The sequence below is a fragment of the Paenibacillus hexagrammi genome (assembly GCF_021513275.1).
In the GTDB taxonomy this organism is placed as follows: domain Bacteria; phylum Bacillota; class Bacilli; order Paenibacillales; family NBRC-103111; genus Paenibacillus_E; species Paenibacillus_E hexagrammi.
This window is the reverse complement of sequence record NZ_CP090978.1, coordinates 4813955-4826452: the sequence shown is the minus strand read 5'-3', so window position 1 is coordinate 4826452 and position 12498 is coordinate 4813955. Positions and strand designations below refer to the sequence as shown.

The window sequence follows — 12498 nt, the reverse complement described above, 5'->3', positions numbered from 1 at the left end:
TTGATCTGATCTTTGGTTGACAAAAAGGTAAATATACATGTAACCTATCATAGATAATGATAATCGTTATCACTCATTGGTGCTTATTGCACAAGACAAAAGTACTGAGACGGAGGAACTACATAACATGGCAAGAATAACTGGAAAGTTTCAGGCAAAAGGTACGGCGATGCTGGCTCTCGTTATGATTATGGCGATGTGGCTGACTGCGTGCGGTGGGAAACCGCAAACTTCGTCATCGACAGCAACCGCAGCTCCGACGGCAGCTTCATCGGTGGCGCCTGCGGAAGAAGGAACTCGCACGATTAAACATGCGATGGGGGAAACGGCGGTACCCGCACACCCGCAGCGCGTGGTGATTCTTACGGATGAAGGAACGGAAGCGCTATTAGCGCTAGGAATCAAACCGGTTGGTGCTGTCGAATCTTATTATGGAGATCCGTGGTTCGCACATATTAAGGACGATATGCAGGGGGTAACGACAGTTGGCGGGGAGTCCCAGCCCAATCTTGAGATAATCGCTTCACTGAAGCCGGACCTAATTATTGGGAATAAGATGCGTCATGAGAAAATTTACGACCAGTTAAAGCTCATTGCTCCGACCGTATTCTCGGAGACGCTGCGCGGCGAGTGGAAAAATAATTTCCAGCTGTATGCGGATGCGCTGAACAAAAAAGCGGAAGGCGACAAGGTTATCGCAGCGTTTGATGCTCGAATTGAGGACTTCAAGAGCAAGGCTGGAGACAAGCTGAAGGAGAAGGTTGCAGTAGTCCGATTTATGGGCGGCAAGACGAGATTCTACTTCGGCAACATGTTTACCGGTGTCATTTTCAAACAGATTGGGTTCCAAAGAACGGATCCGAAGAGTGATGAAAAGTCATTCGAGGATATTACCAAGGAGCGTTTGACCGAGCTGGAGTCCGCAGACCGCGTGTTTTATTTTACCTATGAGATTGGTGACGGAAAAGGCTCCAAGCAGGAGCAGGATTGGCTGAATGATCCGCTATGGCAAAACCTGAAGCCAGTCAAAGAAAACAAGGTGGTCAAGGTGGACGATGCTACCTGGAATACCGCCGGCGGTGTGAGAGCGGCTAATATTCTGCTTGATGACCTGTACAAGATTTATGATGTAAAGCCATAATTCAGATGGAAAAAGGTCTTTTGCTCATTGTGGGCATGAGGCCTTCTTCTTTATAGCTGCCAGCGGGTGCGGGAAGGATGCAGGTCCTGTGAATACAATAAAAAAGGCTTACCCCTTAGCCGTGTTGCAGCTTGGGATAAACCCTTGATCTAAGTATAGGAGAAACGAATTATCTGCTGAATTTGCCAGCTAGCTGCTGCTCAGCAATTTGTACGAGACGGCGAGTGATGTGACCTCCGATTGCACCGGTGTCACGGGTAGCCATGTAGCCATAGTAACCATCTTGAGGAATTTGGATGCCCAGTTCTTGAGCAACCTCATACTTCATTTGGTCTAGTGCCTGGTTGGCTTGTGGAACAACTAAGGAGTTACTGCTGCGAGATTGTCCTGTACCCATTTGATATCACCTCCAGTAATAGGTATTATGTTCGTTTTTTGAAATTGTACTCTTAAATAAAATTGGAAATTTCGACCATATGCGCTTCGTGAATCTAGACTCACATGCGGCTGTTGTCTTTGTTATAATTGATGAAGAGAAACAAAAGCTTCAAAATGAAAGGGTATGGAGGACGAGCATGTTCGAACTAATAACAGATCACTGGTCTTTTGATAAGGATTTGCAAATCATTCATGCCGATGTCAAACTGTCGATACAGCAAGATAGCGTAGTTGAAGAACCGCTGTGTGTGGATGTAGGCCTTCCGGCTTTGCTATTCAGCGCGCTTCACGATACGGACCCAAATCGGTTCGCCCCGGCAGATCAATGGCAGCGGATGCCGTTCTTCGTCTGCGGATGCGGTGACCCGGAGTGTCGAGGGTTCTCGTTTGTAGTGAGGCATAAAAGCGCTGATCAGCTCGAGCTGACGAATGTGGAAGAACGTCCGGACGGTACATATCGTGAGCTCGATAGCTACTTGCTTGATGCACACGAATACTTAAGACAAGTGCTGCAAGTGGGAGAGGCCTTTCTGGAATTCATTCAAGGCTTGGATTATCGTCCTTATTTCTCGGATACGGTTGCGGTTGTGTCGGATCTGGTAGGGCAATTACAACAACAAGTACGGAGTGTGTGAGAATGGCGCAGTCAAAATTTTATGTCGTTTGGGTAGGCAACCAGCCTGGGATTTATCGTACTTGGGCGGATTGTCAGGCTCAGACGAAAGGATTCCCCCAAGCAAAGTTCAAGTCCTATGAGTCGGAAGGCGAGGCGCTTAAAGCGTACGAGAGGGGCTGGCAAAAGTCGCTGAACTTCTCCGGCGGAGGCGGGGGAGCGGCAGCAGCTCGGCAAAAAAATCGTCCACTGCTGCAGGGACGCCGCCGGAAGTCGACTATAACAGCATATCCGTCGATGTCGGGTGCTCGGGCAATCCGGGGATTGTGGAGTATAAAGGAGTGGATACCCGTACGGGCGATATTATTTTTTATCAGGGGCCTATCTCCAAAGGAACGAACAATTTAGGAGAATTTTTAGCTATTGTTCACGGCCTTGCTTATTTGAAAAAGCAGGGCAGCAGCAAGACGATTTATACGGATTCTGTAACGGCACTCAGCTGGATTCGGAAAAAGGAGGTCGCTACCAATTTAGTGCGCGACGCTTCTACAGAGGAAATATGGACCCTGGTAGACAGGGCCCTCGCATGGCTGAAGAACAATTCCTATTCGAATAAAATTGTCAAATGGGATACCAAGAAATGGGGAGAAATCAAGGCTGATTTTGGAAGGAAATAGCATGGTTCTTTCTGCAGTGCTTGAACTCATTAAAGCGAGAAAAATAGCGAAAAGTATGATATGATAGATTCAATGTTTGTGAAACGAAATCTAGGAGGAACAACAATGGCAAATCCAAAAATGCGAAGCGATATGATCAAAAAAGGTTTCGACCGCGCGCCACACCGCAGCTTGCTGCGTGCCGCAGGGGTGAAAGAGGAAGATTTCGGCAAGCCGTTTATCGCGGTTTGTAACTCGTATATAGACATTATTCCGGGCCACGTGCACCTTCAAGAATTCGGTAAACTGGTTAAGGAAGCCATCCGTGAAGCGGGCGGCGTACCGTTCGAATTCAACACCATCGGTGTGGATGACGGTATTGCGATGGGTCACATCGGTATGCGTTACTCGCTGCCAAGCCGTGAGATCATTGCAGACTCTTTTGAAACCGTCGTGAATGCGCACTGGTTTGACGGTGTCGTTTGTATCCCGAACTGTGACAAAATTACACCGGGCATGATCATGGGCTTGCTTCGTGTCAACATCCCAACAGTGCTTGTCAGCGGCGGTCCGATGAAAGCCGGTAAAGATAAGAACGGCAAATCGATCTCCCTGTCTTCCGTATTTGAAGGCGTGGGCGCTTATCAAGCGGGTAAGCTCGATGAGGCGGGACTTGAAGAATTGGAGCAATACGGCTGTCCGACTTGCGGTTCCTGCTCCGGTATGTTCACGGCTAACTCCATGAACTGCTTGGCTGAGGGACTTGGTCTGGCGCTTCCTGGTAACGGAACGATCCTGGCTGTTGCTGAAGAGCGCAAAGAGTTCGTGAAGCGTTCTGCCCGTCAATTGATGGAGCTGATCGAGAAAGACATTAAGCCTCGTGACATCGTAACGATCGATGCCATCGATAACGCATTTGCGCTTGATATGGCGATGGGTGGTTCCACAAATACCGTTCTGCATACGCTGGCTATCGCACACGAAGCAGGCATCGACTATCCGATTTCCCGCATTAATGAAATTGCGGAGCGCGTTCCGCATTTGGCGAAAATCGCACCTGCTTCTGACTATCACATCGAGGATGTGCACTTGGCAGGCGGCGTGAGCGCTGTGATCAATGAGGTACTGAAGAAACCAGGTGCGATGAACGGCGATTGTTTGACCGTTACTGGTAAAACGCTTCGTGAAAACGTAGCAGGTTGCGAAATTTTGAACACGGATGTCATTCATACTTTGGACAACCCGCATAGTGAAAAAGGCGGTTTGGCTGTCCTGTTCGGTAACCTGGCACCTGAAGGCAGCATCGTCAAAGTCGGTGCGGTAGACAAATCCGTCGGCGGCCGTCACGTGGGTCCTGCGATCTGCTTCGACTCTCAAGAAGAAGCGCTTTATGGTATTGCCAACGGCAAAGTGAAGGAAGGCCATGTTGTGGTTATTCGTTATGAAGGACCTAAGGGCGGTCCAGGTATGCCGGAAATGCTGGCTCCTACTTCTCAAATCGTTGGTATGGGTCTCGGTGCGAAGGTTGGTCTGATTACAGATGGACGTTTCTCCGGCGCATCCCGCGGTATCAGCATCGGACATATTTCTCCGGAAGCGGCTGAAGGCGGTCCGTTGGCATTCGTTCAAGACGGCGACATTATCGACCTCGATATGGACAACCGTAAAATCGAGCTGCAAATCAGCGATGAAGAAATGGCGAAGCGCCGTGAGAATTGGAAAGGTTTTGAGCCGAAAATTCAATCCGGTTACCTTGCTCGTTACTCCAAGCTGGTTACGAACGCAAGCGCAGGCGGCGTGTTGAAAATCTAATCTGTTTTCGTATAAAAAGCTTTGCTTGTTACAGCGTAATTTCGCTGACAAGCAAAGTTTTTCTTTGTGCGGAGAAAGGCAACACTGCAGAAAATCCGCAGCAGCGAATAGCGAAAGGAACGAGTCGCTGACATACTTTGCAAGCAACGTTATCCTATGCCGCCGCCAAACCCCAGCACAGCCGTGGCCTAGGGCCACAGAATCATTTCGAACAAGTGGGAGCCTGCCAGAACCACGATCGTCACAATCATAGCTAACTGTAGTACGAATCGCGCTTTAAAGACCGATAGCAGCATAAAGGTGCTTTTGATATCGATCATGGGACCGAACACGAGGAAGCCGAGCAGGGCGCCTAAGGAGAACGTATCGCTAAAGGAAGCAGCGACAAAGGCATCTGTAGTGGAGCACAATGACAGCAGATAGGCAAAGACGATCATGAACATGTGAGAGACTAATGAGTCCTGTCCGAAGCTGGCTAAGCTCGCTTTCGGAATGAACGTTTGAATGAAGGCTGTTACGAGTGCGCCGAACATCAAATATTTGCTCATTTCCAGCAGTTCCGAGTAGGCGTGGCTGAGCATGATCATGGGACGACCGCTGGTATGAGAGTGATCGTGTCCCGGGTGGCTGCAGCCTTCTTCGCATGGATCCGCAGCGTTCATACGAAGCGTGTTGCGAACGGGATTATAGGTGACGAATCGAGTCATGAGCAGTCCCACGACAAGGGCTACGAGAAAGGTCAGTCCCATGCGGGCATAAGCCATGAGAGGTTCCGTGTCAAAGGCCATGTAGGTAGCGGCGAAGGAAACCGGATTAAGAACGGGGCCCACGAGGATCAAAATAACGGCAATGTAAACCGGCATGCCTTTTCTCATCAGTCGGCGGACAAAGGGAATCATCCCGCATTCGCAGAGCGGGAACAGAATGCCGAGCAGGCAGGCGAACAAGATTCCGCCTAAGGGATGCCGCGGCGTCATTTTACGGATAAATGATTCCGGGATGAAGTTCTCGACGATGGTGGACATGGTTATACCCAGCAGCATAAAGGGCAGTGCGTCCAGAAAAATACTGAAGAACGTATGAACAACCTGCATCCATTTCCCATCTAGGACAAGCCAATGCGGGAGTTCTCTATGTGTGGCAATCAAATAGATAAGCTGCATACAGACTGCAGCGATGATCGGCAGGCTCCACCGGTAAAATGTAGAAGGCAAGGTCCATTTCCCCTTTGTAACAAGATCGGATATGCTTCTATCTTATGTCAGGGAGAGAGCGGATAGGACAACATGTAGAGTTGACATTGAAGGGGCAGTGTGTATAATTACAATAAATGTGATACGAAGCGATGACAGGAACAAGTAAGCTTGGCAGGCGTTTCCCAGAGAGCCGGTGGTTGGTGCGAACCGGTGGAACCCGCAGGACGAATGGATCCTTGAGCTTGAGGCTGAACACAGATGCCGTTGTAGAGCCGGAACCCGGGCCGGCCCCGAACGAACGCATCTGACAAGTATGCCAAACGGCAGCTCCCCGTTACCGGAGTCTGAAGGCTTCTCTGCGTATGCATGATCATACGCTAGAAAGCAAATTAGGGTGGTACCACGGTCTCTCGTCCCTTGCGGCGGGAGGCCTTTTTGTTGTTGTTTGCTATAGGAGATGACCCATATTCGAGGAGGAAGTAACATGAAACGAGTATTATCCGGCATGCAGTCCAGCGGATTTTTGACCATAGGCAATTATATCGGCGCGCTTCGCAACTACGTAAAGCTCCAGCACCTGCATGAATGCTTTTTTATGGTCGTTGATTTACATGCGGTGACGGTTCCCCAAGAGCCTGCTGCGCTTCGGGAACAGACGGAATCCGCTGCGGCGCTGTACATTGCCTCCGGTATTGATCCAAACAAGGCGTCCGTATTCCTGCAATCCCATGTCCACGCTCACGCCGAGCTGGGATGGTTGATGACGACGCTCACGCATATGGGCGAATTGGAGCGGATGACGCAGTTTAAGGATAAATCCGCGGGTAAGGATTCGGTAGGTGCAGGGTTGTTCACGTACCCGTCCCTGATGGCGGCGGATATCCTGCTGTATAACGCGGATCTGATTCCGGTTGGTGATGATCAGAAGCAGCACTTGGAGCTGACCCGCGATCTGGCGCACCGTTTTAACAACCGTTTCGGTGATTACTTTACGATGCCGGAGCCTTATATGCCGGAGGTTGGAGCGAGAATTATGTCGCTCGATGATGCATCGAAGAAGATGAGCAAAAGCAATCCGAATCCGGGCAGCTATATTGCGATGCTGGATGAGCCGAGCGTGATCCGCAAGAAGATCAGCCGTGCGGTAACCGACTCGGGCCGCGAGGTGAAATATGATCCCCAGAACAAGCCGGAGGTTAGCAATCTCATCAGCATCTATTCGCACTTTGCGGACATGAGCGTCGCAGAAATCGAGGCGAAGTATGAAGGGCAAGGTTATGGACCGTTCAAAAAGGATTTGGCTGAGCATCTTGTAGCTGTGCTCGAGCCGATCCAGCAGCGTTACCGCGAAATTCGAGCTTCCGGAGAGATTTTTGATATTTTGAAAAAAGGCGCAGAGGAAGCGGCGGAAGTGGCGAATGCGACACTGCTTGAAGTGAAGAAGCGTATGGGTTTTGTTATTTAAGTAGTAAAATGAAGAAGCCGGCAGCACCCCTCGGTTAGGGGTATTACCGGTTTCTTTTTCGATAGTCCAAAGTGGATCGATGTTGCGGGGGTTATTCCTCTCGTCACATGGACAGTGAGGAGTTGCAGCTTGAGGCCTCAGTGACCTTGTAATAGATCCGCTCATACTGCTCTACAATGGCAGCGGCGGAGAACTGCGCGCGAGCGCGTTGAATGCCGGCTAGCGAAAAATCGTGATACAGCGCGGAATCACTCAGCAGCCTGACAGCGTAAGCAGCCATCTCTTCGATATGGCCCACAGGGGCCAGATACCCGTTGACGCCATGGTTGACCACTTCGGGAATGCCTCCCGTGTTGGAGCCGATCGTAGGGACACCCCCTGCCATGGCTTCTAAGGCTACAAGTCCGAAGCTTTCCTTCTCGGAAGGCAGCAGCAGAAGGTCGGCTAGGCCGATCACTTCGGCTACGTTGTTCTGTTTGCCGAGATAATGAACCCGGCTTGTGAGGTCTAATTCCTTGACCTGATGCACGGCTTTGGCAAGCTCGGGCCCTTCGCCGACAAAGACGAGGTGAGAAGGGACTTCCTTATGAATGCCGGCAAAGATGTCTATGACATCGCTGATCCGCTTAACAGGGCGGAAGTTAGACATGTGCAGCACGATCTTCTCGTTCGGCTTGGCAAATTGCGCGCGAAGCTGCGGGTTGACCGGTGCTATGTAGTCCTGAGGGTCGACAAAATTGTAGACCAGCTCGATTGGCTTTTCATTACCGAGCACCTCGTATGTTTCTGCGATTAAATCCTGAGAGACAGCCGTAACGGCATCGCTTTGGTGAATGGCCAGCCGTATGAGATCCCGCAGAGAGGGATCGTGTCCGAGAATCGTAATATCTGTACCGTGCAGGGTCGTGACGACTTTCAGATGATCCCCGACCATCTGCTTCGCCAAATAAGCGCATATGGCATGGGGAACAGCGTAATGCACATGAAGAATATCCAGCTTCTCCTGCTTGGCGACTTGAGCGAGCTTGTTGGCGAGCGCCAGATCATAAGGCGGATAGCGAAATACATAATAATCGCTCACTTCTACCTCGTGATAGAAAATATTGGAATGAAATTGTCCGAGCCTAAACGGCATTCGGTCGGTGATGAAATGAACCTCGTGTCCTCTTTCTGCGAGCATCTTGCCTAGCTCTGTTGCGACGACGCCGGAACCACCTAAAGTAGGATAACAAGAAATACCGATTTTCAAACGCTTCACCACGTTTCTTTACAAATTATTCATTTATTTCTGAAATAAAATATTTTCATTTTGGTAATAAATCCGATAAAAAAAGTAGTGGCACTTGGACAACTACTTTCTTTGGCGTTTTGGGATATTTTAGTTCTGAGAAAAGTATAGCTTTCCGTACAAGCCCGTGTCAACGGTTCTGCTTGTTCCTTTTGCGCAGCTTGGCTTTGAAGGCGAAGCCGTACCCTATAAAACCAAGAGCGATCAGCGCGCACAGGAGTACCATCCATGGCTGTCTTAACGCAATGAAGAAGCTGATCGAGGCCAGCAGCAAGGTACCGACCAGGGCGAATAATAGTGCGAGCGGTTTGCTCATGATGTCACCTGCTTTCTTATATAAGGTTCCCGTATCTTATTTTAAACTTTTTTTCTTGGGCGTGCATATAATTTCATTTCCTCCACATACTATGTTTGCAAGCTTGCAAATACATCAAAGATTATAGCTGACTGAAAGGAGTCTGATCCTAATGGGTACAGGACAATCTCGTAACAGTAATACGCTAGTAGTTCCGCAAGCCAACCAAGCTTTGGACCAATTGAAGTATGAGGTAGCTCAAGAGCTGGGCATCCAAATTCCTCAAGATGGTTACTATGGTTACATGGCAACTCGTGACACCGGTGCAATCGGTGGTCACATCACTCGCCGCTTGGTGCAAATCGCTGAGCAAACGCTGGCTGGACAATTCCGTTAATTCGGAGCTGTCATACTAGTACAATAGCTTTTTGTTTGATGTAACAATTGTATCAATATAGCCCAGGGAACCAAGGTCCCCTGGGCTTGTATTATGTAATTGGCAGCATACAAGAAACGTGAAGATCATGCGAATACACGCAAATATACACAAAGACACGCACTCCTGGGAAGTGCGCGTCTTTTTTGCTTTTAATATAAATCCACACGAAGCTTCTTCTCTAAGCGGGTATCGTTTACCCAGCCGACATACGAATCAAGGGTATTGTACTCATGATCCATGAGCAGAACGGCGACGAATGGATACTGCTTGCGGTGGCGGTAACGGACATCGGCCCATCTGACCTCATAGCCCCAACGGTGCTCTTTGACTTCCGCGCAGGTGAACGAGGAGAAATAGAGCAGAGCTTGAATGTTCTCGTGGTTCTTCGATACTTCAATCGCCGGATGGCTGTCGCATTTGACGGTATCGATCCATTTGAGCTTTAGGTTTCTCAGCTCTCCGAGCTGGTAGGTTCCATCTCCGCGTCTCTTTACCACATTCCATACATATAGGTGAAAGGTTGCAATTAAGGTGTACGAGTCCCCGGGCTTATAGGTGGGATCTTTGCGGAACAAGCCCTTTTCCAAAATATAATGATCGAGTGAACGCCACATATAGTAAACCGCTATGAGCCCATAAAGGATAGGGAAAATTAGTGTCGGGCTGGCGATGTGAAAGGCCCACATCACGATGGCGATAATATGGCTGAGAAAGATAAACGGATCAAAGATGTGTATAATGTTCCACGAGACCCATTTCTCCGAGATAGGCCTAAGCGCCTGTGTACCGTAAGTATTGAACAAATCGGTAAAAACGTGAAAACAAACGGCAATACCTACCCACATGAGCACGTGCCTTAGCGGCAAGCCGTGAAAGCAGAGAGCAAGCACGCCTGTAATGAGCAGGGTCCAAATCGCCAGTGCGGGGAGAGAATGGGAACGTCCCCGATGGTTGCGAATATAGACGGCATTTCCCTTAAATCGCAGCAGCCCGTCCGCATCGGGAATTTGTGACCCGACAACGGTGCCGATAAAAACAGCGGTAGCCACTGTAGGATCTGCAGCTACTACGGGATCAATGTGAGCAAGTCCCGCCAGTCCCAAGCCGATAACAAGATGTGTTCCAGTGTCCAAAAGTAGGCTCCTCCCAAAAGTTATCGTAAGCACCACTCAGGCCTTCCAGCGGAAGGCCGCATCATGAAGCGCCGCTTTCAATTAGTTTACCATTTTGGAGCAAAAATTAAATCAGAAGGAGAGCTAAAAATGTTCAAAGTTTTTGTAGAATATGCCATAAATCCTGAGGAACGCGTTTCCTACCTTAACTATATGCAGGCATGGAAGCTCAGGGAAGGGCGATTGACTCTTATGGAGGGAACGGACCAACCAGGATTGTTCGTGGAGATATGGGATGGTGTCAGTTATACAGAGTACGAGGAGTTAAAGAAGCAGCGTTTGCAGGAAGGCGCATCTTTGGAAAAGGAGACCGCAAATTGGAGCCGTTGGGTGAAAGGTGGACTTCAGAAGCTGCACATGTGGCACTTTACGGAGAGTTAAGCGAACAAAGAAGCCGCAGTCCCCTGGGATGGGAGCCGCGGCTCTAAGCGGTTCGTAAAAGCTATCTTCCAACTGGCTTCTGTGCTGCAAATGGATAAGCATAATTCAATTCTTCATCGAATGTAATGTAGTCGAGGTTGACCATCAGCAGGAGGTATCTCATTCCTGTTGCTGGATCACTGATGATGATGTGGTCGCGGCCCGCGGCTTCCAGAACTCCTTTGAAAATTTTAGCGTTCCATTCGGAGTTGTTTTCATATGTCATATAGATCGTCGCGACTTTGCCGAGGTTCAAACGAAGGATGTTTTCGATAAAGGATTGCTCGAGCGGAAGCTGGCCGTCTCCGACGTAAGTGGAGGCACCTGGTGTGGCAGTTGCAGGCATAGGCATTGCTGGATTAACAGCAGGCATTTTCGTTCCACCTGTTGCAGGGACCATAGTTTGACCAGGGTAAGTCGGATAAGTAGGATAGCCGTAAGGTACTTGCATGGACGATCTGTAAGGGTTGTTCATCATTGTGAAAATCCTCCTAAGAGTTTTTTGCCAGAAGGCTGGCGTAAGTAATTTGCTCGCATCAACGTTGGGCCTGGTAGCTCTTCGGTCAGCCGTTTAGTAGGCATTCGCCGATGGGCCAATTTCCATATCATCATATTGAGCTTGCGCCTAATTGGTGCCTGCCAGCAGTAAGGTTTTTTTGAGGAAGTCCATGACAATGACCCCTATATAGCAAAAAAAGCCCCTCAGGGAGCTTCGTGTATGCTTTATGAAAGGGATGGATCGGGGAGGAATTTGTAGCCAACACCCCAGACGGTTTTAATATGCTTCGGATCCTTGGGGTCGGCTTCAATCTTCTTACGCAGGTTGGCAATGTGAACGTCTATAGCTCTTTCTGTTACATAAGTGTCAAAACCGCGCACTTTGTTCAGCAGTTCTTCTCTGCTGTAGACGCGGCCTTCATTTTGCCAGAACAATCTCATGATTTCAAATTCAGAGAAGGTTGTCTCGACGACTTTGTTGTTCACATATAGGCAGCGCTTTTCGAAGTCCAGACGAATGGGATGCCCCGCTGGTGTCTCGTGTACTGGAGTAGGGAAAGATTGAGACCGTCTTAGCAACGCTTGTATTCTTGCGGCGAACTCTCGCATGCTAAACGGTTTACATAAATAATCATCTGCGCCCGTTTGAAGCCCGCGAACCCGATCGGTGACCTCGCTCTTCGCGGAGACCATCAAAATCGGCACGGTCGAGCCAGTTCTAAATATGGAGCACAGCTTCATGCCGTCAATATCCGGCAGCATGATGTCGAGCACGACGACGTCCGGAATAAAGGTTTGAAAAATCTGTTCGCCTTGTGTGCCATTCTCGGCGCGTTTTACTTCATAACCTTCTTCATATAGGTACATCGTCATCATCTCACCGATACTTAGATCGTCCTCGATAATTAAGATTTTAGACATAAGCATATCCCTCCTTTTCGTCAAAAAAGTCCGGCGACGCTATGACAGCACATGTCGAATCTATGTATTATTCCGCACATTTAACTATACTTCATCCAATATGAGACGTCCAGTTTCATAAAATGGAAGAGTATATAAAAAAAG

General features: G+C 49.0%; 13 protein-coding genes and 1 pseudogene. 7 read left to right on the top strand and 7 right to left on the bottom strand.

From position 1 onward, the window contains the following. Positions 1–127 precede the first annotated feature (127 nt). Complete coding sequence (locus tag L0M14_RS21805; RefSeq protein WP_235118665.1) at positions 128–1141, top strand: ABC transporter substrate-binding protein; 1014 nt, start codon at positions 128–130, stop codon at positions 1139–1141. A 169-nt stretch (positions 1142–1310) separates the two neighbouring features. Here the strand turns inward: L0M14_RS21805 and L0M14_RS21800 are convergent, their stop codons facing one another. Next, positions 1311–1538, bottom strand: a complete 228-nt coding sequence (locus L0M14_RS21800; protein WP_235118664.1) for an alpha/beta-type small acid-soluble spore protein — start codon at positions 1536–1538, stop codon at positions 1311–1313. A gap of 178 nt (positions 1539–1716) precedes the next feature. Between L0M14_RS21800 and L0M14_RS21795 the strand changes: the two genes are divergently transcribed. The 3 genes and pseudogenes from L0M14_RS21795 (at position 1717) to ilvD (ending at position 4660) form a co-directional block, all read left to right on the top strand. Continuing rightward, on the top strand, positions 1717–2214 hold the full coding sequence (locus L0M14_RS21795) for a hypothetical protein (protein WP_235118663.1): 498 nt from the start codon (positions 1717–1719) through the stop codon (positions 2212–2214). 2 nt (positions 2215–2216) lie between these two features. Further along, positions 2217–2869: pseudogene (gene rnhA, locus L0M14_RS21790) on the top strand (ribonuclease H). 105 nt (positions 2870–2974) lie between these two features. Continuing rightward, the gene (gene ilvD, locus L0M14_RS21785; RefSeq protein ID WP_235118662.1) at positions 2975–4660 is read left to right on the top strand and encodes a dihydroxy-acid dehydratase; all 1686 of its coding nucleotides are present in this window, start codon (positions 2975–2977) and stop codon (positions 4658–4660) included. Between the two features lie 188 nt (positions 4661–4848). Here the strand turns inward: ilvD and L0M14_RS21780 are convergent, their stop codons facing one another. Continuing rightward, on the bottom strand, positions 4849–5874 hold the full coding sequence (locus L0M14_RS21780; protein ID WP_235118661.1) for a permease: 1026 nt from the start codon (positions 5872–5874) through the stop codon (positions 4849–4851). A 466-nt stretch (positions 5875–6340) separates the two neighbouring features. Between L0M14_RS21780 and trpS the strand changes: the two genes are divergently transcribed. Continuing rightward, on the top strand, positions 6341–7321 hold the full coding sequence (gene trpS, locus L0M14_RS21775; protein WP_235118660.1) for a tryptophan--tRNA ligase: 981 nt from the start codon (positions 6341–6343) through the stop codon (positions 7319–7321). 103 nt (positions 7322–7424) lie between these two features. Here trpS and bshA read toward each other — a convergent pair whose 3' ends face one another. Together bshA and L0M14_RS21765 are read right to left on the bottom strand one after the other, a co-directional pair. Beyond that, positions 7425–8582, bottom strand: a complete 1158-nt coding sequence (bshA, locus tag L0M14_RS21770; RefSeq protein ID WP_235118659.1) for an N-acetyl-alpha-D-glucosaminyl L-malate synthase BshA — start codon at positions 8580–8582, stop codon at positions 7425–7427. A gap of 157 nt (positions 8583–8739) precedes the next feature. After that, positions 8740–8925: a DUF5325 family protein gene (locus L0M14_RS21765; protein ID WP_235118658.1), complete on the bottom strand. Its 186-nt coding sequence runs from the start codon at positions 8923–8925 to the stop codon at positions 8740–8742. A 151-nt stretch (positions 8926–9076) separates the two neighbouring features. Here L0M14_RS21765 and L0M14_RS21760 point away from each other — a divergent pair, with 151 nt between their 5' ends. Then, positions 9077–9301: an alpha/beta-type small acid-soluble spore protein gene (locus tag L0M14_RS21760; RefSeq protein WP_235118657.1), complete on the top strand. Its 225-nt coding sequence runs from the start codon at positions 9077–9079 to the stop codon at positions 9299–9301. A gap of 191 nt (positions 9302–9492) precedes the next feature. On the opposite strand, the gene L0M14_RS21755 is transcribed toward L0M14_RS21760, so the two are convergent. After that, positions 9493–10476, bottom strand: coding sequence for a metal-dependent hydrolase (locus tag L0M14_RS21755; RefSeq protein ID WP_235118656.1), 984 nt, complete (start codon positions 10474–10476; stop codon positions 9493–9495). A gap of 129 nt (positions 10477–10605) precedes the next feature. Between L0M14_RS21755 and L0M14_RS21750 the strand changes: the two genes are divergently transcribed. Continuing rightward, the gene (locus L0M14_RS21750) at positions 10606–10896 is read left to right on the top strand and encodes a hypothetical protein (RefSeq protein WP_235118655.1); all 291 of its coding nucleotides are present in this window, start codon (positions 10606–10608) and stop codon (positions 10894–10896) included. Between the two features lie 61 nt (positions 10897–10957). Here the strand turns inward: L0M14_RS21750 and gerQ are convergent, their stop codons facing one another. Continuing rightward, positions 10958–11413, bottom strand: coding sequence for a spore coat protein GerQ (gene gerQ, locus L0M14_RS21745; RefSeq protein ID WP_235118654.1), 456 nt, complete (start codon positions 11411–11413; stop codon positions 10958–10960). Positions 11414–11658: 245 nt separating this feature from the next. Next, a complete protein-coding gene (locus L0M14_RS21740; RefSeq protein WP_235118653.1) occupies positions 11659–12354 on the bottom strand; it encodes a response regulator transcription factor in 696 nt (231 codons plus the stop codon). Positions 12355–12498: the final 144 nt, after the last annotated feature.

Excerpts from the sequence above, each read along its gene's own strand:
- L0M14_RS21805 (WP_235118665.1), top strand. The coding sequence starts at position 128 with ATGGCAAGAATAACTGGAAAGTTTCAGGCAAAAGGTACGGCGATGCTG.
- L0M14_RS21800 (WP_235118664.1), bottom strand. The coding sequence starts at position 1,538 with ATGGGTACAGGACAATCTCGCAGCAGTAACTCCTTAGTTGTTCCACAA.
- L0M14_RS21795 (WP_235118663.1), top strand. The coding sequence starts at position 1,717 with ATGTTCGAACTAATAACAGATCACTGGTCTTTTGATAAGGATTTGCAA.
- ilvD (WP_235118662.1), top strand. The coding sequence starts at position 2,975 with ATGGCAAATCCAAAAATGCGAAGCGATATGATCAAAAAAGGTTTCGAC.
- trpS (WP_235118660.1), top strand. The coding sequence starts at position 6,341 with ATGAAACGAGTATTATCCGGCATGCAGTCCAGCGGATTTTTGACCATA.
- L0M14_RS21765 (WP_235118658.1), bottom strand. The coding sequence starts at position 8,925 with ATGAGCAAACCGCTCGCACTATTATTCGCCCTGGTCGGTACCTTGCTG.
- L0M14_RS21760 (WP_235118657.1), top strand. The coding sequence starts at position 9,077 with ATGGGTACAGGACAATCTCGTAACAGTAATACGCTAGTAGTTCCGCAA.
- L0M14_RS21750 (WP_235118655.1), top strand. The coding sequence starts at position 10,606 with ATGTTCAAAGTTTTTGTAGAATATGCCATAAATCCTGAGGAACGCGTT.
- gerQ (WP_235118654.1), bottom strand. The coding sequence starts at position 11,413 with ATGATGAACAACCCTTACAGATCGTCCATGCAAGTACCTTACGGCTAT.
- L0M14_RS21740 (WP_235118653.1), bottom strand. The coding sequence starts at position 12,354 with ATGTCTAAAATCTTAATTATCGAGGACGATCTAAGTATCGGTGAGATG.